This is a genomic window from Burkholderia sp. AU19243, from assembly GCF_018148075.1.
Taxonomy (GTDB): Bacteria; Pseudomonadota; Gammaproteobacteria; order Burkholderiales; family Burkholderiaceae; genus Burkholderia; species Burkholderia latens_A.
Genome location: NZ_JAGSTV010000004.1, coordinates 522,725 through 542,802 on the forward strand (window position 1 = coordinate 522,725; position 20,078 = coordinate 542,802).

At 64.6% G+C, this 20,078-nt stretch carries 18 protein-coding genes; 6 read left to right on the forward strand and 12 right to left on the reverse strand.

What is annotated here, in order from left to right:
• Positions 1-774 precede the first annotated feature (774 nt).
• Both KDW55_RS11095 and KDW55_RS11100 read left to right on the forward strand, forming a co-directional pair.
• Positions 775-1,608, forward strand: coding sequence for a response regulator (locus tag KDW55_RS11095; RefSeq protein WP_069242343.1), 834 nt, complete (start codon positions 775-777; stop codon positions 1,606-1,608).
• Entirely contained in the window at positions 1,601-3,934 is a 2,334-nt protein-coding gene (locus KDW55_RS11100; RefSeq protein ID WP_212161501.1) for a sensor histidine kinase, read from the forward strand. The genes KDW55_RS11095 and KDW55_RS11100 overlap by 8 nt, the downstream gene beginning before the upstream one ends.
• Positions 3,935-4,066: 132 nt before the next feature.
• Here KDW55_RS11100 and yjfF read toward each other — a convergent pair whose 3' ends face one another.
• The 4 genes from yjfF to KDW55_RS11120 form a co-directional block, all read right to left on the reverse strand.
• Positions 4,067-5,176 carry a galactofuranose ABC transporter, permease protein YjfF gene (yjfF, locus tag KDW55_RS11105; RefSeq protein WP_038571701.1) on the reverse strand — a complete coding sequence of 370 codons (1,110 nt, stop codon included), beginning with the start codon at positions 5,174-5,176 and terminating at the stop codon, positions 4,067-4,069.
• Positions 5,173-6,213 carry an ABC transporter permease gene (locus tag KDW55_RS11110; protein WP_212149156.1) on the reverse strand — a complete coding sequence of 347 codons (1,041 nt, stop codon included), beginning with the start codon at positions 6,211-6,213 and terminating at the stop codon, positions 5,173-5,175. Before KDW55_RS11110 ends, yjfF begins: the two co-directional genes overlap by 4 nt.
• The gene (locus KDW55_RS11115; protein WP_212161483.1) at positions 6,210-7,724 is read right to left on the reverse strand and encodes a sugar ABC transporter ATP-binding protein; all 1,515 of its coding nucleotides are present in this window, start codon (positions 7,722-7,724) and stop codon (positions 6,210-6,212) included. The genes KDW55_RS11110 and KDW55_RS11115 overlap by 4 nt, the downstream gene beginning before the upstream one ends.
• 70 nt (positions 7,725-7,794) lie before the next feature.
• Complete coding sequence (locus tag KDW55_RS11120; RefSeq protein WP_038571695.1) at positions 7,795-8,757, reverse strand: ABC transporter substrate-binding protein; 963 nt, start codon at positions 8,755-8,757, stop codon at positions 7,795-7,797.
• Between the two features lie 467 nt (positions 8,758-9,224).
• Between KDW55_RS11120 and KDW55_RS11125 the strand changes: the two genes are divergently transcribed.
• The gene (locus tag KDW55_RS11125; RefSeq protein WP_069242338.1) at positions 9,225-10,289 is read left to right on the forward strand and encodes a DNA topoisomerase IB; all 1,065 of its coding nucleotides are present in this window, start codon (positions 9,225-9,227) and stop codon (positions 10,287-10,289) included.
• A gap of 75 nt (positions 10,290-10,364) precedes the next feature.
• Here KDW55_RS11125 and KDW55_RS11130 read toward each other — a convergent pair whose 3' ends face one another.
• Positions 10,365-10,673: an H-NS histone family protein gene (locus tag KDW55_RS11130; protein ID WP_038571692.1), complete on the reverse strand. Its 309-nt coding sequence runs from the start codon at positions 10,671-10,673 to the stop codon at positions 10,365-10,367.
• A 117-nt stretch (positions 10,674-10,790) separates the two neighbouring features.
• Complete coding sequence (locus tag KDW55_RS11135) at positions 10,791-11,024, reverse strand: flagellar transcriptional regulator FlhD (protein WP_038571689.1); 234 nt, start codon at positions 11,022-11,024, stop codon at positions 10,791-10,793.
• A 397-nt stretch (positions 11,025-11,421) separates the two neighbouring features.
• Here KDW55_RS11135 and galU point away from each other — a divergent pair, with 397 nt between their 5' ends.
• Positions 11,422-12,306, forward strand: coding sequence for a UTP--glucose-1-phosphate uridylyltransferase GalU (gene galU, locus KDW55_RS11140; RefSeq protein WP_038571687.1), 885 nt, complete (start codon positions 11,422-11,424; stop codon positions 12,304-12,306).
• 61 nt (positions 12,307-12,367) lie between these two features.
• On the forward strand, positions 12,368-12,952 hold the full coding sequence (locus tag KDW55_RS11145) for a phosphatase PAP2 family protein (RefSeq protein ID WP_212161500.1): 585 nt from the start codon (positions 12,368-12,370) through the stop codon (positions 12,950-12,952).
• Here KDW55_RS11145 and KDW55_RS11150 read toward each other — a convergent pair.
• Positions 12,939-14,192, reverse strand: coding sequence for an SGNH/GDSL hydrolase family protein (locus KDW55_RS11150; RefSeq protein ID WP_212161482.1), 1,254 nt, complete (start codon positions 14,190-14,192; stop codon positions 12,939-12,941). The two genes, KDW55_RS11145 and KDW55_RS11150, sit on opposite strands and share 14 nt — an antisense overlap.
• Positions 14,193-14,515: 323 nt before the next feature.
• Here KDW55_RS11150 and KDW55_RS11155 point away from each other — a divergent pair, with 323 nt between their 5' ends.
• Positions 14,516-15,691 (forward strand): acyltransferase, encoded by a 1,176-nt coding sequence (locus KDW55_RS11155; RefSeq protein ID WP_212161481.1) that lies wholly within the window; start codon positions 14,516-14,518, stop codon positions 15,689-15,691.
• A gap of 12 nt (positions 15,692-15,703) precedes the next feature.
• On the opposite strand, the gene KDW55_RS11160 is transcribed toward KDW55_RS11155, so the two are convergent.
• Genes KDW55_RS11160 through kdsA form a run of 5 tightly spaced genes read right to left on the reverse strand, consistent with a single transcriptional unit; the run spans position 15,704 to position 20,011 of the window.
• Positions 15,704-16,894 carry a sialidase family protein gene (locus tag KDW55_RS11160; protein ID WP_249174088.1) on the reverse strand — a complete coding sequence of 397 codons (1,191 nt, stop codon included), beginning with the start codon at positions 16,892-16,894 and terminating at the stop codon, positions 15,704-15,706.
• Positions 16,895-16,905: 11 nt separating this feature from the next.
• Positions 16,906-17,841: a KpsF/GutQ family sugar-phosphate isomerase gene (locus tag KDW55_RS11165; protein WP_209825891.1), complete on the reverse strand. Its 936-nt coding sequence runs from the start codon at positions 17,839-17,841 to the stop codon at positions 16,906-16,908.
• Positions 17,819-18,634: a 3-deoxy-manno-octulosonate cytidylyltransferase gene (gene kdsB, locus KDW55_RS11170; protein ID WP_212161480.1), complete on the reverse strand. Its 816-nt coding sequence runs from the start codon at positions 18,632-18,634 to the stop codon at positions 17,819-17,821. The genes KDW55_RS11165 and kdsB overlap by 23 nt, the downstream gene beginning before the upstream one ends.
• Positions 18,618-19,169, reverse strand: coding sequence for an HAD-IIIA family hydrolase (locus tag KDW55_RS11175; RefSeq protein WP_212161479.1), 552 nt, complete (start codon positions 19,167-19,169; stop codon positions 18,618-18,620). Before KDW55_RS11175 ends, kdsB begins: the two co-directional genes overlap by 17 nt.
• Positions 19,166-20,011 (reverse strand): 3-deoxy-8-phosphooctulonate synthase, encoded by an 846-nt coding sequence (kdsA, locus tag KDW55_RS11180; protein ID WP_212161478.1) that lies wholly within the window; start codon positions 20,009-20,011, stop codon positions 19,166-19,168. The genes KDW55_RS11175 and kdsA overlap by 4 nt, the downstream gene beginning before the upstream one ends.
• Between the last annotated feature and the right edge of the window lie 67 nt (positions 20,012-20,078).

Sequence of the window (20,078 nt, forward strand, 5' to 3'; positions counted from 1 at the left end):
ACATCGCATTAATCAACTGACTTTCTTTGACTATTTGTTGTCGCCTTGTATGTCAAACTCTCAGCAGCCTCGAAATCCTTCCTTTCGCTTGTATATCGATACTTTCGAAGGACGACGAAGCTCGCACTGCCCTCGTGCCGGCACTCGCCGCCGCCCCGGTTCCCGGATTCCGGGATTGTCAGTGCGCAATGTCACATTGAACATATGCGCATTCAGACTGGGCAGTGCGGCAAATGGATTTCGCGGGGAGCCCGGTTTGTCAGAAAAACCGATTCCAGCCGTGTCGGGCCTAGTGTGACGGGATTCATCGGATCAAATCTTTTCCCGGGCGGACAAAATCTTTTCCCGGGCAGACGATATTTACATTCATACACGTCGGCGCGGCGCTCGACTCGAATATGAAAGTATTTTTAAGCTCGAATAAATAGAATCTTAAGTACGGGGACATTGAATTGATGAATGCGATTCGCACCGGGGTCCGCCACCCGCACGACACATTCCGCTCTAATTCATCGTGCGGGCCAATGCCGTTCGCGGAAATTGCGCCCGGAAATAACGACCGATATTTCTTATTCGACTCGGCACTTTTTCCCGCTTTATTTTCCGTAGGGTTTCCGGGCGCCGGGCACGCCGATCGGGCTGTCAAATATTTCCACACGCGCCGCACGGACACCCCGCCGCCGGCAGGCGTGTCGGCATATAATTTTTCGCAACAATGATGCGCATAGATGCATCGGTGTCGATCAGGCCTACCTCCTCTACGCGTTCGCAACCATGGCATCCCGCTCGTCCAGTCCGGCGTCGCTCCGCGCCACGCCGGATCTCGCTGGCGCACACATTCTCGTCGTGGACGACCGCCCGAACGACTTGCGGCTCCTGACGGAGATCCTGCGTGCCGCGCGCTGCCGCATCAGCGTCGCGTTCGACGGCCTGCAGGCGTATCACCGCGCGCAAGGGATCGCACCGGACCTGATCCTGATGGACGTACGGATGCCGCGCATGGATGGGTTCGCCGCGTGCCGGCTGCTCGCGTCGACGCCGTCGACGCAGCACATTCCCGTGATCATCCTGACCGCCGCGAGCGATCTCGACGATCGCATCGCCGGGCTCGAAACCGGCGCACTCGACTACATCGTGAAGCCGTTCGAGCCGGTCGAGGTCATCGCGCGAATCCGTAATCACCTGAAGCGCGCGCGGCGCAGCCAGCCGTTCACACAGCTTCCGCAATTGCCCGACCATCCCGATGCCGCGCTCGTGCGCGCGGCAAGCGAAGTCCTGCTGCGCGAACTGCGCAATCCGCCGACGCTGGAAGAACTCGCACGGCAAGTCGGCACGCACGAAAAAAAGCTGTCACGCGTGTTCCGCGACCATCTCGGCCAGACCGTATTCGAGTACCTGCGCGATACGCGGCTGCGCGCCGCAAAGCACTTCCTCGCGGAAACGTCGATGGGGATCGGCGACATCGCCGAGGAAATCGGCTTTTCGACGCCGGGCAACTTCGCAACCGCGTTTCGCGAGCGGTTCGGCATCACGCCGTCGGACTGGCGGCGCCAGCGTCCCGCGATCGATGTCCAACCCGCGTCGCACGATCGGCCGCACGATGCATAGGCGGCGCACATCGGCGTGGCATGCCGCACTGCTGGTCGTGCTCGCGCTGATTGCCGCATTCGGGGTGCACCGCGCACACGCGAGCGAAAACCCTGCGCGTGTCGACGCAGCCGCGTTGATCGAGGATCCGGGCCATACGCTGTCCGCCGATCAGGCGGCCGCGCGGCTTGCGGACCCTCGGCACCGCGCGAGCGCGCCGCCGCAGCCATCGTTCAATATCGATTTCTCGCGCTCGGCATGGTGGGTCGGCACGACGCTCGTCAACCGCGGCGGCGTCGCCCGCGATCTGGTTCTGGCATTGCGCGACGCGCGCGTCGACCGCGCCGACTTCTATGCGTACCGCGGCGGCACGTGGACGTTCGTCGGCCGTTTCCCCGGCGACGGAGACGGCGCGATCCGGCGGCATTCGCGATACCCGGTGCTCGATACGACGTTGCGCCCCAGCGAGCAATTGCCGGTATTGATCCGCGTCACGTCGCGCAAGGAAATGCGGCTCGCGCCCGCCGCCTTCACGCGCGACGCGTGGGACGCCGAGGAAATGCACGCGGCGATGTGGGACTTCGGGTTTCTCGGCGGCATGCTGGCGCTCATGTGGTGCGCAATGCTGATCGGCTTCTTCTCGCGCAGCAGCGTATTTCACATCCTGGCCGGCATCGCATTGTGCACGACGCTGTTCGAGGCGGCGTATCGCGGCTATACGACGTTGATCCTTTGGCCTGGTGAGCGCGAATGGTCCGCACGCGGCGAGGTGATCTTCGTGTACCTCGCGATCGCGTTGTTCATCGTCTTCATCCTCACGGTATCTCGTCGCGAAAAGGCCCGGCTGCCGCTACGCGCGGTCTATCTGACGATCCTGGGCCTCGAATGCGTCGGCATGTTCGGAGCCGCATTCGGCGATCTGCTGACGTTTACGTGGTTCTGCGTGCGGCTGAACGCCGTGCTCGCGGTCGTCAATCTCGGCATCGCGCTAACGCTTGCGATCCGCAGGACGCCGACCGGCCGCGTGATGCTGATCGCCGTCGCGTTCGGCGCCTTCAATTTGCTGATGCGCATCCTCGACGGCCTGAGTGCGGTTCCGCCTTGGCTGTTCTGGCTGAAATCCGAGATTTACCCGAACCCGGTGATTGCGATCATCGGCCTCGCCACGCACCTGGTCGTGCTTGCCGCATGGATCCACCACGTCGGCCGCCAACGCACCGAAGCGCGCAAGCGCCTCGAACACTGGCAACTCACCGAGCAGGATCGCCTTCGCGACGAGGTCGCGAAGCGCACGGTCGCGCTCAACGACGCGCTGCAACAGGCGAAAACGCACATGCAGCAGAAGATCGAGACGCTCGGCTACGTGAGCCACGATCTGCGCGCGCCGTTGTCGACGATCAACGGCTACGCGAAGTTGCTGTTGCAAAGCGCCACGCAAGGCCAGGCGCGGCTGATCCGCTCGATCGACCGAAGCATCCGCTACCAGCTCGCGTTGATCGACGAGTTGCTGCAATACACGAAGGCGGAACTGCAGCCGCTCGGCATTTCGCCGGATACGGTCGACCTGCCCGGTCTGCTGAACGACATCGGCGACTACGCGATCGCGCTGTGTTCGCAGCAGAACAACCGGTTCGACTATCGGCCGCTCACGCCGTTGCCGCGCAAGCTGTCGATCGATGCGATCCGGCTGCAGCAGGTGCTGCTCAATCTGTTGTCGAACGCGTCGAAGTTCACGCGCGACGGCACGGTCGCGCTATCGGTCGGCGCGTATCCGCACGACGATGCGTGGCGGATCGTGTTCGAAGTATCCGATACCGGCATCGGCATCGACATCGACGAGACGACCGACATCTTCCGCGCGTACCAGCAGGTGCAGGCGGTCAACGGCGGCACGGGGCTCGGGCTGTTCATCGCGCAGCGGATCGTGCGCGCGATGCACGGCGAACTCGCCGTATCGAGCCAGCCGGGCATCGGCACGTCGTTTACGGTCCAGATCGTCGCGCCGGCAATCGGCCGTGCTTTGATTCCGGCGTCGGCGCTCGTGCGGGCCGACGCGCGTGCCGATCATGCCGACGTGGCGCCCGACGCGTTCGCGATGCACTGCCCGCCCGCCGACGCGCTCGACGAACTCGGCGCGCTCGCGAGCGAAGGACGCCTCACCGATATCGAGGAATGGCTCGGGCAACATGCGCACGCGCCGCGGCATGCAGCGTTCGTGCAGGCAGTGCGCGAACGCCTCGACATGCTCGACCTGCATGCGATCGAGCGGCTCGCCGAATCGCTGAAGCGCACGGGCATCGCCGATCGGTCGTTCGATGCAGAACCGGATTTGGCCGACCCGGTGTGATTGCGACCTGCGCGCCAACGCCGCGCGGCACGCATTCGCCGCGCAGTCGCCCGCGAACGCGCATCCGTTCAGCACCAGGAACCGACAAGCAAGCGTGCCGGCCGCCTGCGCAATCGGCGGCCCGCGGCGCACTCATGCGGAACGCTGAAAGCCCAGCAGCCTGCGCGTCGTCGACACCGGCGCAGCATCGTCGCCGGGCGCAGCGGGCGTCACGTCCGCCGCATCGCGCTTCGCGCGTTTCGGATCGAGCCCGGTGCCGCCGCTGCGCCGCCGCGCCGCGTGTCGCTCGATCACCCGCTGCAGCAGACAGAACACGCACAGCAGCGCGCCGATCACGATGCGCGTCCACCACGAGCTCAGCGTGCCGTCGAACGTGATCAGCACCTGGATCGTGCCCAGGATGCCGACGCCGAACACCGAGCCGATGACATAACCGACGCCGCCGGTCAGCAACGTGCCGCCGATCACGGTCGCGGCGATCGCGTCAAGCTCCATTCCCTGCGCCTGCAACCCGTAACCGGACAGCACGTACAACGTAAATACCACGCCGCCCAGCGCCGAACAGAAGCCGCTCAGCGCATACACGCCCACTTTCGTGCGCGCGACCGGCAGCCCCATCAGCAGCGCCGAGCGCTCGTTGCCGCCGACCGCGTACACGTTGCGGCCGAAGCGCGTGAAATGCGCGACGTAGATGGCAGCGGCCAGCGTCGCGAGCGCGATCAGCGCGCCTGCGCTCAGCGTGCCGCCGCCGAGCCGCACGCTGATGCCTGCAAGCGCATGGAACGTCGGCTCGTTGATCGTGATCGATTGCGTCGTGATCAGGAAGCATGCACCGCGCGCGAGGAACATCCCGGCCAGCGTGACGATGAACGGTTGCAGCCTGAAGTAATGGATCAGCGCGCCCATTGCGGCGCCGTATAGCGCGCCGAGCACGAGCACGACCGGCACGATCGCCCACACCGGCCAGTGCAGCCGCTCGGCGCCGATCGCGCACAGGATCGTTGTCAGCGCAACGACCGATCCGACCGACAGATCGATGCCGCCCGACACGATCACGAACGTCATCCCGATCGCGACGATCAGCAGGAACGCGTTGTCGACGAGCAAACCGGTCAGCACCTGCATCGAGAAAAACCCCGTGTACATCACGGATCCGAAGCCGAACAAAGCGGCGAACAGCACGATCGTCACGACGATCGGCAGCGTGCGCGGGTCGGCAAGCCGTGCGAGGAATCGGTTCATCGCGGCGTTGCTCCGGTGGCGGCGCGCGAACGCGCGAAAGGCAGCAGCCGCGACGCGTGCCGGACCACCAGCGCGCGCGCCGCGTCCGACTGGATCAGCGTCACGACGATCACGACGATCGCCTTCACGACGAGCGTCGCCTCCGGCGGCACGCCGATCGAATACGTCGTGTACGTGAGCGTCTGAATGATCAGCGCGCCGAGCACGGAGCCTGCAAGGCTGAAGCGCCCGCCGAGCAGCGACGTGCCGCCGAGCGTCACCGCGAGGATCGCATCGAGCTCGAGCAGCAGCCCCGCGTTGTTGCCGTCCGCGCTGCGCACGTTCGAGCTCGCGAGAACGCCGGCGAGCGCCGACATCACGCCCGAACACAAATACACGCCGAACACGACCGCACCTGCTCGCAAGCCCACGAGGCGCGTCGCAACCGGGTTCACGCCGATCGCGCGGATGAACAGGCCGAGGGCGGTGCGGTTCACGAGCAGCGCGGTCGCCGCGATCGTCGCGATCGCGATCCACACCGCGCACGGCACGGCCGCGAGATAGCCGCCGCCGAGTTCGAGGTAGCCGGGCGCGCCGATCGGAATGATCTGCCCGCCGGTGAGCAGTTGCGCGATGCCGCGTCCGGCGACCATCAGGATCAGCGTCGCGATGATCGGCTGCATGCCGACGAACGCGACCAGCACACCGTTCCACGCGCCCGCGAGCAGGCCGACCGCGAGCGCGGCGGCGAGCGCCGTGCCGAGCCGCGTCGGATCGCCGTCGAGCACGATCGCCGCGGCCGCACCCGCGATCGCGACGATCGCGCCGACCGAGATGTCGATCCCGCGCGTCGCGATCACGAGCGTCATCCCGAGCGACACGATCACGAGCGGCGCCGCGCGATTCAGGATGTCGATCGGGGCGCCGAACAGATGCCCGTCGAGCAGCGAGATCGACAGGAAGCCCGGCCGGTGCGCAACGTCGAGCGCGAACAGCAGCGCGAGCGTCAGCACCGGCCACACGAGCGGATGGCGAAGCAGCGTACGGAGCCGCATCATGAGCGGCCTCCCGCGATCAGGTGGTACACATGTTCCTCCGAGGCGTCGGCGCCGGACAATTCGGCGACCTTGCGGCGATCGCGCAGCACCGCAATGCGGTGACTCACGCGCACGACCTCGCTGATTTCAGACGAGATGAACAGGATTGCGAGCCCCTGCGCGCACAGCGCGAGCACGCGTTCCATGATGTCGAACTTCGCGGCGACGTCGATCCCGCGCGTCGGTTCGTCGAGGATCAGCAGCTTCGGCTCCGTCGCGAGCCAGCGCGCGAGCAGCACCTTCTGCTGATTGCCTCCCGACAGCAGCCCGATCGGCTGTTCGGCATCGCGCGCCTTGATGCCGAGCCGCGCGATGTAGGTTTCGGCGAGTTCGCGCTGGCGCGCGCGGCTGATCAGCCGCCACCAGCCGCGCCGCGCTTGCAGCGCAAGAACGATGTTTTCGCGGATCGACAGCGCGGCAACGATCCCCTCCTTCTTGCGATCCTCCGGACAATACGCGATGCCGTTGCGCACCGCGTCGTGCGGCGACGACAGCCTTTTGCGCGCACCGTCGATCTCGATCGTGCCGGTGTCGGTACGCTCGGCCGCGAACGCGAGCCGCGCCGTTTCCGTGCGCCCCGAGCCGAGCAGCCCGGCCAACCCGACGATTTCGCCGGGCCGCACGTCGAGGTCGAGCGGGCTCATCATCCCGCGCCGGCCGACCTGCTGCATCGACAGGAACGGCGCAGCCGCGCCCGCGTCGGCCGATACGGCCGCAGCGCCTGCGCGCAGCGTGCCCGACATCGGCTCGCGGCCGGTCATCTTCGCGACGAGCATGTCGACCGGCAGGTCGCGCGCAAGGTACTCGCCTTCGCGCTCGCCGTTGCGCATCACGGTGATCCGGTCGGACACCGCATAAGTCTGTTCGAGGAAGTGCGTGACGAACAGGATCGCGATGCCCGACGCCTTCAGCCGGCGCAGCACCTCGAACAGCCGCGCGACTTCGCCGTCGTCGAGGCTCGACGTCGGCTCGTCGAGAATCAGCACGCGCGCATCGACGGACACGGCGCGCGCGATCGCGACCATCTGCTGCACCGCGATAGGATACGAATCGAGCGAGCGCGTGACGTCGAGCGACAGGTCGAGTTCGGCGAGCGCGTCGCGCGCCCGCGCATGGATCGCCTTCCAGTCGATCGCACCGCGCCGCATCGGCTGCCGGCCCGCAAAGATGTTCTCCGCGACCGACAGGTTCGCGCACAGGTTCACTTCCTGATACAGCGTCTGGATACCGGCCGCCTCGGCCTCGCGCGGCGCCGCAAAATTCACCGGCGCGCCGCCGACGCGAATCTCGCCCGCGTCGTGCGCATGCACGCCGGTCAGCACGTTGATCAGCGTCGACTTGCCGGCGCCGTTCTGGCCCATCAGCGCATGGATCTCGCCCGGAAACAGCCGGAAGTTCACGCGCTGCAGCGCACGGACTCCCGGAAACGCCTTGTCGATGCCGGTCATCTCGACCACCGGCGAATTCGTCATGGGTCGCCCTCGATTCGATGGAGTTGCCGGACGGCGGGAATTGCACCGCCGCCCGGGCCGCCGACGGTGCTCAGTACTTGCGGGTCGGCAGCACCTGCGCCGCGACGTTCATCGGGAACACCGTTTCGTTCGTGACGATCCGCTTCGGCAACTGCTTGCCGGCGACCACGTCCTTCACCGCGGTCATCAGTTGCGGGCCGAGGAGTGGGCTGCATTCGACGTCGACATTGATCTTGCCGGCGACCATCGCCTGGAAGCCGCCCTTCGTCGCATCGAACGACACGACGCTCACGTCCTTGCCGGGCTTGATGCCGGCCTCCTCCATCGCCTGGATCGCACCGAGCGCCATGTCGTCGTTGTGTGCATAGACGACGTTGATCTGCTTGCCGTAGGTTTTCGCGAACGCTTCCATCACCTGCTTGCCGCCAGCGAGCGTGAAGTCGCCGCTTTGCGATGCGATCACCTTGAACTTCGGATTGTTCTTGATCACTTCGAGCAGGCCCGCGCGGCGGTCGTTGGCCGGCGCGGAGCCGACCGTGCCCTGCAACTCGACGATGTTGATCGGGCCGGCGTCGTTCTTGTAGCGCTCTTCCAGCCAGTGTCCGGCGCGCCGCCCTTCCTCGAGAAAGTCGGAGCCGATCATCGTCACGTACAGCGACGGATCCTTCACGTCGACGCCGCGGTCGGTCAGGATCACCGGGATGTGGGCCGCCTTCGCTTCGGTCAGCACCGGCTCCCAGCCCGACTCGACCACCGGTGAAAACGCGATCACGTCGACCTTCTGCGCGATGAACGAGCGAATCGCGCGAATCTGGTTTTCCTGCTTCTGCTGCGCATCCGAGAATTTCAGGTTGATGCCGGCGTCCTTCGCCGCGCTCTTCACCGACACGGTGTTCGCCGTGCGCCACGCGCTTTCCGCGCCGACCTGCGAGAACCCGAGCGTGATCGGCTTTTGCTGCGCGTGCGCGCCGGTGGCCAGCGCCGTCGCCGCCGCGACGATCGCGCCGGCCGCCAGCTTCCTGAGGAATGTCATGGTTCGTCTCCGATGGTGTCGTTGTATGCCGCGGCGCCGGCCTGGCGCGATGCCGTGCTGTTGTGGTTCTGCATGGCGCGGACGCGGTTCGGGGCGCAGCGGCCCCGCGCGTGCGGCCGGCCAGAGATGTACCCCCGGATCAGTCTATGAACAAGTCCGATAACCTTCCAATGAAATCTTGGATTCCAGCGATATCGGTATCGGCATACGTATAAACACCTAAGTCCCCGCGGCGCTCGGGCGCGCGGCGCGCCGTGCAGGGCCGCACGTTGTCTCGTCGAGTTTCGCCACGTCCGGCGCGCCTCGCCGCGGAGCCGGTCGGCGGCGCACGAATCTTGCTGCCTCCCTCGCCAGCGCCCGCTCGCGCATCGCGGCGAACTGCCGCCAACAAGGAGAACGACGATGAACGCCGCGTTTGAACGCAGCATCCGGCATCCGGACGACCCGCCCGCCTGGCGCGGCGCAGCATGAACAAACGCGCGTCGCTTACGGCGCCGGCGAACGCGTGTGCGGTTGCCGCGTCGCTGCGCCATGTCGACGACCGGCGCCCCGGGTACACGCGCCGCCGGCTGCGCAACGGCTTCGCGTATTACACGCAGGATGGCGTGCGAATCCGCGATGCCGACGAGATCGCGCGCATCAACGCGCTCGCGATTCCGCCCGCGTACACCGACGTGTGGATCTGCATGGACGCGCGCGGCCATTTGCAGGCGACGGGCCGCGATGCGCGCGGGCGCAAGCAGTATCGCTACCACCCGCTGTGGCGCGAGACGCGCGATGCGAACAAATACGCGCGGATGGCGGCCTTCGCGCGCGCGCTGCCGCGCATCCGCGCACGGGTCGCGCGGGACCTGGCGCTGCCCGGGATGCCGCGCGACAAGATCGTCGCGACGATCGTCCGGCTGCTCGACACGACGCTGGCGCGAATCGGCAACGCCGAGTACGCGCGCGAGAACGCGTCGTACGGACTGACGACGCTGCGCAAGCGCCACGTGACGATCCGCCCGGGGCAAGTGCGGCTGCGTTTCACCGGCAAGAGCGGGATCGAACACGACGTGACCGTCGAGGACCCGCGCGTCGGCCGCATCGTGCGGCGTTGCGCGGAGTTGCCGGGCCACGAGCTCTTTCAGTATCTGGACGACGACGGTGCACGTCATTCCGTCGGCTCATCCGACGTCAACGACTACCTGCGCGACGCAGCGGGCGCGGAGTTCACCGCGAAGGATTACCGGACGTGGGCCGGCAGCGTGCAGGCGCTGGCGCTATTGAGGCGGATTCCGCATCAGGGCGTCACGCACGCGCGCAAGCAGATCGTCGAAACGGTGCGGGCCGTTGCCGACATCCTGCGCAACACGCCGGCCGTATGCCGGCGCTGCTATATCCATCCGCTGGTGCTTGAAACGTTCGAGGCCGGGGAACTCGATACGCTCGAGGTCGTCCGCAAGCCGAGGGGGCTGCGCGCGGATGAAGCGGCGTTCGTGGCGCTGCTGGAGCGGGCCGCGCGGCGGGAGCGGCGGCGCGCGCGTCGATGATCCGGCGGCGCGAGCGCCGGGTCTCGCGCCCGTTTGCGGCCCGGGAACGCCGGTTTTCGCCGCGCCGCCGCGCGTTCAATCGGGATTGCGCTCGATCAGAAACCGCTCACGGCGTCCACCCTTGATCCAGCGCGGCTCGCGCCCTCGCCCGCTCCATGTCGCGCCGGTCTTCGGATCGCGATACCGGGGCGCCGATCCGCTCCCGCGCGGCGCCGTTCTCGCGGCGCCTGCGTGGCGGCCGAAGATCTGGCCGGCGGTCAGCCCGTATTCCGCGATACGCGTGCGAATCTCCTGAATGACGGCGTCGAGCTCGGCAAGCCGCGCTTCCTCGACACGCTTCATCAGTTCATCGGCTTGCGCCTTCAATTCGCGATAACCGGACATGCGATTCCTCCACATTTACATGGCGTGATAAAAGACCGAATGGACGCGGGATCGCCATGATGCAATCCGCTTGAGGGCCGTGAGTCGAACGCCCATTCGGGAAAACCGGAAAGCCCGTCATGCGCGGCCCGGCGCGTTTTCTGCGCGAAATTCACACACCAGTTCGCCACTGGCCGCAAGTTCGTCGATTTGAACCGGCGTCAACGCGACAATCGATGCCGCAATTTCGTCAGAGATGCCCAATTGGCGCCTCCCCTGCTCGTAGTCGGTACGCAACATGCGCTGCGCAAGTGCGAGATACGCGCGATTGAATTGCGCGATTGCATCGAAGATGTCGCCCTGTCCGGTCATGATCGCTCCTGAGCCGACGGCGTCCTGCGGCCCGCGAGCGCGGCGCCGTGATTGGCCGTCCGGTAATGGATGCCTGAATCTATGTCATGCAATCACCTTCGTGCCGCCAATTCCTAGATGGCATCCGACATCCGTAAATTCGGCGGTTGCCATTCGCGATCGGCGATTGGCGATTGGCGATTGGCGATTGGCGATTGGAAATTCGGGATTCGTCGCTGTCGGATTCGGACTAGATTCGGTCACCATCGGGATCGGGAACGCCCATACGATTTTCGGACGGCGCGGAGTTCATTTGCGCGAGCGGCCCGCCACCGGCGAACGATGACTGCCTTGCGCGCATCGCCGCCTTCCTCGGCATTCACGATGCCGGATCCTGAACGGATGGAATCCCGAAATCATGTTGAAAGTGACGAAAGCCGTATTTCCCGTCGCCGGTCTTGGCACGCGATTTTTGCCGGCGACCAAGGCCAGCCCCAAAGAAATGCTGCCGGTCGTGGACAAGCCGCTGATTCAATACGCGGTCGAGGAAGCAATCGACGCCGGCATCACTGAAATGATTTTCGTGACCGGCCGCAGCAAGCGCGCGATCGAAGACCACTTCGACAAGTCCTACGAGATCGAAGCCGAGCTCGAGGCGCGGGGCAAGGAAAAGCTGCTTTCGCTGGTGCGCGGCATCAAGCCGAGCCACGTCGACTGCTTCTACGTGCGCCAGGCCGAAGCGCTGGGGCTCGGTCATGCGGTGCTGTGCGCGGAGAAGCTGGTCGGCGACCAGCCGTTTGCGGTGATCCTCGCCGACGATCTGCTGGACGGCCCGACACCCGTGCTGCGCCAGATGATCGATGTGTTCGATCATTACCACGCGTCAGTGATCGGCGTGGAGGAGATTGCGCCCGACGCGTCGAAGTCGTACGGCGTGATCGACGGCAAGCGGTGGGACGACAATCTGTTCAAGCTATCCGGGATCGTCGAGAAGCCGGATCCGGCGAACGCGCCGTCGAATTTCGGCGTGGTCGGCCGCTACGTGCTGAAGCCGAAGGTGTTCGAGCATTTGCGCGCGCTGCGGCCGGGCGCGGGCGGCGAACTGCAGCTCACCGACGCGATCCAGTCGCTGCTGTCGGACGAGCAGGTGCTCGCCCATCGCTACGACGGCACGCGCTTCGATTGCGGCAGCAAGCTCGGCTATCTGAAGGCAACGGTAGAGTTCGCGTTGCGGCATCCGGAAGTCGCTGCGGATTTCGAAAGCTATCTCGCCGCGCGCATGCCGGCGCTGATGGTCGCCTGACCGCGTGGGCGCTGCGCAGCCGGTCGCGTGGACGGCCGTCAGCGACCTCGGCGACGCGGCGATGACGTTGCCGCTTGCGCTCTGGTGCATCGCCTGGCTCGCGTGGTCGACGACCGGGCGACGTCAGGCAGTGTCATGGGCGCTGCTGCTCGCGGCCGGCATGGCGCTCGTCGGTGTCACGAAGATACTTTACGCCGGTTGCGGGGTCCGGATCGAGGCCATCGATTTCCGCGTGATCAGCGGACACACGATGCTCGCGTCGGCGGTCTGGCCGATGACATGCGTGCTGGTGCTGAGCGGCGCACCGCTGCGGGCAGGCACGCCTTTGCTGGCCGGACTCGCGCTCGGCGCGCTGATCGGCGTCGCGCGTGTGTTCGACGACGCGCATACGCCGTCGGAAGTCGTCGCGGGCTGGTTCGTCGGCTCGGCGGTCGCACTGGCTTTCGCGCGGCGGCACGGCATGCCGCGCGTCGAGGCCCGGTATCGCGCGCTCGCTGCCGGGTCGCTGCTCGTCGTGTCGGCCGTGGCTTACGGCCGGCATGCGCCGATTCAGGCGGCGATCGAGTGGTATTCGCCGTTTTTGTGCGGGCGATTCCACTTGGCGGTTCTGCACGGGCTCGACGCACTGCGGGCTACAGCGGGTTGAGTTCGAATCTGTGCCATACCGGTTGCGCAGCCTCTCGTTGCAACGCAACGATTGCAGATTCCGCGTGATCGAGCGCCTGCAACGCGGATGAGCGGCCGTTCAGCGCGCTTGTCGTCGCCAGCATCTGCACGCGCCGCCAGCGGATTGCACGTATCGCGTTATGCGCCAATGTCAGCGCGTGTACGTCGGCTGCTTGCGTATTCATCGGACTGGCGTACCGGGCAAGATTGACGCCGCGCGACAAATCCTCAGCATTGAAAGTCGCGATCGCCTGTCCATCTATCGATAAGCGGTATTCCCTCACCGGCAAGCCAGTAACTCGGAGGTTCTGCTGATTCAGACTCTCCGTGAAATCTGTATCGAGCATGACGGCTCTGGACGCACGGTCATCCGGAATCGGCATTGGCAACGCATCGTCGATCGCCTCCCAACTCAGCGTGGCGCCTGCGCGGAAATGCCGTACAACAGCGTGCCGCGCCGCGATCCATGGCTGGTTGCCGGCCGAAATATCAACGGCGGACACCAGCGGCGTCGCGCCCCAGCTTTTCAGCAACGCTTTTGCTAGCAGCAATCCACCCGCGGGTGCCGGGTGAACGCGGTCGGGAAACAAGGTCCGTGCAACGTTCGGCTCGATTTGCGCAAGGCGCCGCAAATCGCGTACTACGGGACCGTTCAAGTCGGCCACATGCGTGTGCGACTCCGAACCGAGTTGCGCAACACCTTCCCCAAACCGTTGAAGCACTATGTTGTAGCCGATGTCGAATAATTCCGGACGCGTCACGTCATCGTACGGTGACGGACGAATCAAGGTAATTCTCGCGTCGGGCAACAGCCGGGCAAGCGATGTCAGTGCGCTACTGTAGCCTGACAAAAACGCGCCGTATGCTTGTGGATCGAAAGCCTTGAACCGTCCGTCATTCATTCCGTACATCATTACCACCACGGTCGGCGCAAATGGAACGACATCGCGTTGCAGACGTTCGCTCATTGGCCCGACAAGGCCGCCGGCAATCGTGTCCTTGCCTACACCGGAGTTCACGAAGCGAACATGCATCGTCGGGAAGCGTGTCACGACGTAGTCCTCAACTCCGGTGGTATACGTCCCTCCTTCGGTAATGCTGTCGCCCATGAATACGACGGCGTCACCATTACGGAGATAGAAGCCCTCCGCACGAGCAATTGGCACGCTCGCAAATGCCGCGCATCCCGCACATAGCGCAAACACCGCACGTAGATTCATTTCCGAACACATCAGCAAAAGAGGTGGCGCGATGCTGTCGCCGTTGAAATGGAGTTCCCCATCCTAACGGAGAAAGCTTCATTCGTTTTACGGTCGATGCTGGCGAAATCGGCCAAATTCTGTCCGATGTGCAACGCAGGAGCTTGCTACTCTATCGCCGGGATTCTTGCCGACCGGACGTTCAACGACTTCGTTCCCCCCTAATGAACGCCCCCCGGGCGGTTCGATTCAGATGGCATCTTCCCGTAAAGCATTCGACTGTCAATTCTCGCATCCAGATCCGATGCCCGATGCCGGCATACTTCATGGAAACAACTCGGAACATGATGAAAGGTGAAGCATCGATCAAATCGTTTGAAGGCTTGCGTGGTATCTCAGCGCTAGCGGTCGCGATCTACCATTTCAACGGATTCCTGCGGCCCAACACGATTGTCGACAGCTTCTATCTCCTCGTCGATCTGTTCTTCATCCTGAGCGGCTTCGTCATCTATCGTGCATACGAGAAACAATTGTCGTCCTGGCCCAAGCTCGCCAAATTCGTGGTCCGACGCATAGGTCGGCTCTACCCGCTACACATCTTTTCCGCCTGCTTCTTCGTCAGCGTCACGCTCGGATCACGCTTGCTCAAGACGAGCATGCAGCACGTCGGCCTGGGTGCGGCGCTTAGCGCACCAGGAGTCGACGCCATCACGTTTCCCGGAATCCCGGAGATATTGACGAACCTCTTCCTCTTGCAAGGCATCGGTCCACTAACGAAATACGAAATCAACGGTCCAAGCTGGAGCATCAGCACGGAATTCTATTCGTATCTCATACTGGCGCTCGGCGTGTATCTGCTCAAAGCGCGCGCGCGATTGCTAGCGCTGGCGATCGTCGCGCTGTCCGGACTCGCGCTGTCCGTCTATGGAAGCCTGCACGTCGACCATTGCATGCAAGTAGGTCATTGCCTTGATTCTCATTCGACATACGCGTTCCCCCGCTGCATCGGAAGCTTTTTGCTCGGCGTTTTCGCCGAGCGACTCGCAACGCTGATCGAAAGCGTCCCCACGCGCGGCCTGTCTGTTGTGCAGGTTGCGGCAGCGAGTATGGCGATCATCGTGATGTGGCAATCGACCAATGTGCCCGGACTGGCTTTTGCAGTAACGCCGATCTTCTTCGTCGTCGTGCTGACACTCTCGGACGATCGTGGTCCGCTCGCGCGCATGCTCCAGGCGCCGGTGTGCCAATCACTCGGAAGGATTTCCTATTCCGTCTACTTGATACATGCACCACTGGTGTTCGTGGGCCATATCACGCTGAAACCAATCTCCATCGTGGCGAAGATTTGCATCCTGCTCGGCTACGTCGCTGTCGTCGTGCTAATCGCGACACAAACCTACCGATTCATTGAAGCTCCAGCCAGAGATGCGACACGCAGATGGTCGGCACGCCGGTTCAGCAATCGTACAACTCATCCCGACGCAGCGTCCGATACTCTGCAACATGCGACAAAGTCCTGAATTCGCTTAAGCCTACTCACCCGTGCCGCTGTCGCGAAAATTCGCGATACGGTGAAAGGTAATGAAATTGGCATCGTGCTGCGAATGCGCGCCGCCTTCCGGATCGTCGAAAGACGTGCGTGCAACCGCAACGATATCGCTCCCGTCGAACTGCCAGTCGACATACTGAAAGCCGTGCCTGTTCCAGTCCGGATGGAACAACACCGTTCGGCGTATGGTCCAGTGCACGAGATCCGGTGACGAGATCAACGCCACGACATTGCGTGCGCGCTCATAGTTGTTACCCCGATAGAGACGGGTGACGGCGTTGCTCAACGACCAGTAAAGCTTCGTCTTGTTATCGAAGCGAATCGTGAACTTCTTGCCGGCGCCCGGCATGTCGACGAACCCCGTGGAGACATCGAAGCGGGCTATGGTGCCATCGGCGTTGACCGTAACGATCGCCGCACGCTCGGGCAGCGCGTTGTAATAGACGCGCAATACATTCACCACGCTGCCATCCGGCTTCGCCACGGCATTACCCTCGAGCCAACCGCCGAACTTCCCGTCGAGCCATCCCGGATTCGGTGCAAGACGGTTGCTGAACGTCCAGTTGTCGGCCTTCAGCAAATCACTGCCGAGCGGTGCCGACATCATGAACGGCCAGATCCCGGTTTGTTCCACCGCCTCCATCGTTCGCCAGATGCGACCATTCGCAACGACCACCGGCACCGGCGCAGTGAAATACCGGCCACCGTTCGCGAGCACGCCGCTGTCGCGACTGCGCGGGACGCTCCAGGTCTTCCCGCCATCCAACGAACGCCGAATTACGGGTACACCCGAGAACCCACTCGTTCCCATGATGTAAAGCGCCTGATCTTCGACGAACAGCGAGGACCAGTACTGCCCGCGAAGCTCCCCAAGCTTGCGCCACGAGCGTCCGCGGTCTCGTGATGCATACAACATCTCGGTGTTTTGAGCAGCTCCCGGGCCGAACGTGTCATGCGCCGCCACATACGTTCCATCCGCGAGGATCGCGAGCGTCGGCGAACCGAGATAGACGCGACTCGACGCCGGACTATGCGCGATCACCACGCCCGGCGGCAGCGGCTGCAGTCCCGAATCGACGGGATATTGCGCGCACGAACTGCAGCACATCGTGATCATGCCAAGCACGATCACAGCGGCACGTTTGGTTCGACCGCCAAGTATGGGCAGGATCATGACGGCAACACCTATTTCTTGAACACGCCGACGACCTCATCGCCGTCGACGACCAGCAGCGCCCCGATCCGCTGTTGCTGCATCAGCTGAAGCGCGTCCTCGACCCGCGTGCCGGGCCGCACCGTCGACGGCTCGATCGACATCATGTCGGCTGCCGTTCGCCGCAACACACCGTCGCCGTGACGCTCGATCGCGCGACGGATGTCGCCGTCGGTCACGATGCCCCAGCCGGCGGGCCGCTTCACGATCGCGAGCCCGAGCCGCCCGCGCGTCATCGCATCCAGCACATCGAGTGTCGACATGTCCTCCGTCACGAACGGCAGGTTTCCACGCGCCATTTCGTCGTCGACGGTCGACAGCAACCGGCGGCCGAGCGAGCCGCCGGGATGAAAGCGCGCAAAGTGTTCGGGCTGAAAGCCGCGTGCGCGCATCAGCGTGACCGCCAGCGCGTCGCCCATCGCGAGCGTCGCCGTCGTCGATGCAGTCGGCGCGAGTTGCAGCGGACACGCCTCGCGCTCGACGCCAATGTCGAGATGGGCGCGCGCGGCGCGCGCCAGCGTCGACGCGGCGTTGCCGGTGAGTGCGATCAGGTCGTTGCCGTTGCTGCGCAGGAACGGAATCAGCTTGATCACTTCGTCGGTTTCGCCGGAATTCGAAATCGCGAGAAACGTGTCGTCCGGCGTCACCATGCCGAGATCGCCGTGATAGGCCTCGCCCGGATGCATGAAGAACGCGGGCGTGCCGGTGCTCGACAGCGTCGCGGCGATCTTCCTGCCGACGATGCCGGACTTGCCCATGCCGCACACGACGACGCGGCCGCGCGAAGCAAGAACGATCTCGATCGCGTCGTCGAAGTTCGCGTCGAGCCGTGCGGCCACGCCGGCCAGTGCAAGCGACTCGATCTCGAAGACCTGCCGCGCCGATTCAGTATGGTTCTGTCGCATCATGGGTGTGCCGTTTGAGAAGGGAGACGACGCGCTCGACGTCGTCGGGCGTATCGATGCCGGGCGGCGGCGCATCGGGCCAGCGCATTACGTCGATCGGCAAGCCGAGCCAGAGCGCGCGCAACTGCTCGAGCTTTTCCAGCTGCTCGAGCTCGCACGGCGCCGTGCTCGCCAGTGCCTGCAAGGTCGCATTCCCATAGCCGTAGAGGCCGATGTGGCGCAGGAACATGCCGCTGTCCGATTCACTTGCGTGAGCCGCGTCTGCGGGTCGCCCGTCCCGACAGAACGGGATCGCCGCGCGCGAGAAATACAGCGCGCGGCCGCGGCAATCGACGACAAGCTTGACGATCGCCGGCTCGTCGAGCAGCGCGGCGTCCCCGACCGGGCACGCCACCGTCGCGACACCGAGGTCCGGCGCGGCGCCACAGAAGCCGGCGAACGCTTGCAACAGCGCGCTCGGCACGAGCGGTTCGTCGCCCTGCACGTTGATCACCGCATCGGTGTCGGCCCAGCCGAGCATGCGCGCGACTTCCGCCGCGCGATCGGTGCCGGACGCATGACGGACATCGGTCATCGCAAAGCGGACGCCTCGTGCGTCGAGCACATCGGCGATGCGTGCGTCGTCGATCGCGACGACGATGTCGACGCCCGGCAGCGCACGGCGCACACGCGCATGCACGCGAACGATCATTGGCGTGCCGTCCAGATCGACGAGCGGCTTGCCGGGCAGTCGCGTCGAACCGTACCGGGCGGGAATCACGACGCGCACCGGCCGCAGATTACTGCACGACGTCATGACCGCTCCATTGTTCGAGCAGCGGCCGATACGCGTCGTCGAACGATAGTCCGCCCTCGGCCAGCAGATGCTCTGCCACCGCCCTTGCCACACCGCGGCCGCCGGCGATATCCGTGACACGATCGACCCGCGAACGCACGAGACGATGCGCATCGGCTGGCGCATACGACACGCCGACGCGTTCAATGACCGGGAGATCGTTCACGTCGTCGCCGACATATGCGATCTCGTGGTCGTCGAGCCGTTGACGTCTCTTGATGTCCGCATAACCAGCGGCCTTGTCGTCGCAACCGGTCACCAGCACGTCCACGCCGAGCTGCTCCGCGCGCCATGCCAGCGCACCGCTGTGCTTGCCCGACAGGATGCCGGTGTGGATGCCGTGCGCGCGCAACAGCGCAAACGCGACGCCGTCCCTGGCGTGAAAACTCTTCATGAACTCGCCGTCGCCTGTGACATGAAGCTGACCGTCGGTCAGCACGCCGTCGACGTCGAACAGCACCAGGCGCACGGGCCCGCGATACATTGCGCCGCTCATCGGATCTCGAGCGGCGGCAACCGCTTGACCAGGTCGTCGACTGCCTTCACCTGCTGCAGGAACGGCTCGAGCAATGCGAGCGGCAGCGCGCTCGGACCGTCGCAGCGGGCGCGATCGGGATCCGGATGCGCTTCAAGGAACAGCCCGGCGAGTCCGACCGCCATCCCCGCGCGCGCGAGATCGAGGACCTGGCGCCGCCGGCCGCCTGACGCGGCGCCGCCCGGATCGCGCATCTGCAGGCTGTGCGTGACGTCGAAGATCACCGGGCAGTCGCCCGTCGCATCGCGCATCTGGCGGAAGCCAAGCATGTCGACGACGAGGTTGTCGTAACCGAACGAAGACCCGCGCTCGCACAGGATCACGTTGCCGTTGCCGGCCTCGCGGCACTTCGACACGACGTGCTCGATCTGCGTCGGGCTCATGAACTGAGGCTTCTTGATGTTGACCGGTTTGCCCGTCTGCGCGATCGCGACGACGAGATCCGTCTGACGCGCAAGGAATGCCGGCACCTGCAACACGTCGACGACCTGATAGACCGGCTCGGCCTGCCACACTTCATGCACGTCGGTTATGACCGGTACGCCGAACCGGCGCTTGACCTCATCGAAGATCCTGAGCCCCTCGTCGAACCCGACGCCGCGATACGAGTGAATCGATGAGCGGTTCGCCTTGTCGAACGATGCCTTGAACACCAGCGGAATGCCGAGACTTCGCGTGACCTCGACGAACGTGCCGCAGACGTCGAGCGTGAAGTCGACGCTTTCGAGCACGTTGAGACCGCCGAAGAGCACGAACGGCCGGTCGTTCCCGGCGATGATGTCGGGGGTGATGGTTACATTCATCCTGTTCTCCACGAAATGGGGACGGTGTTGCAGCGCATGCGCGACAGCAGCAGCCGCGCGAGCGCTC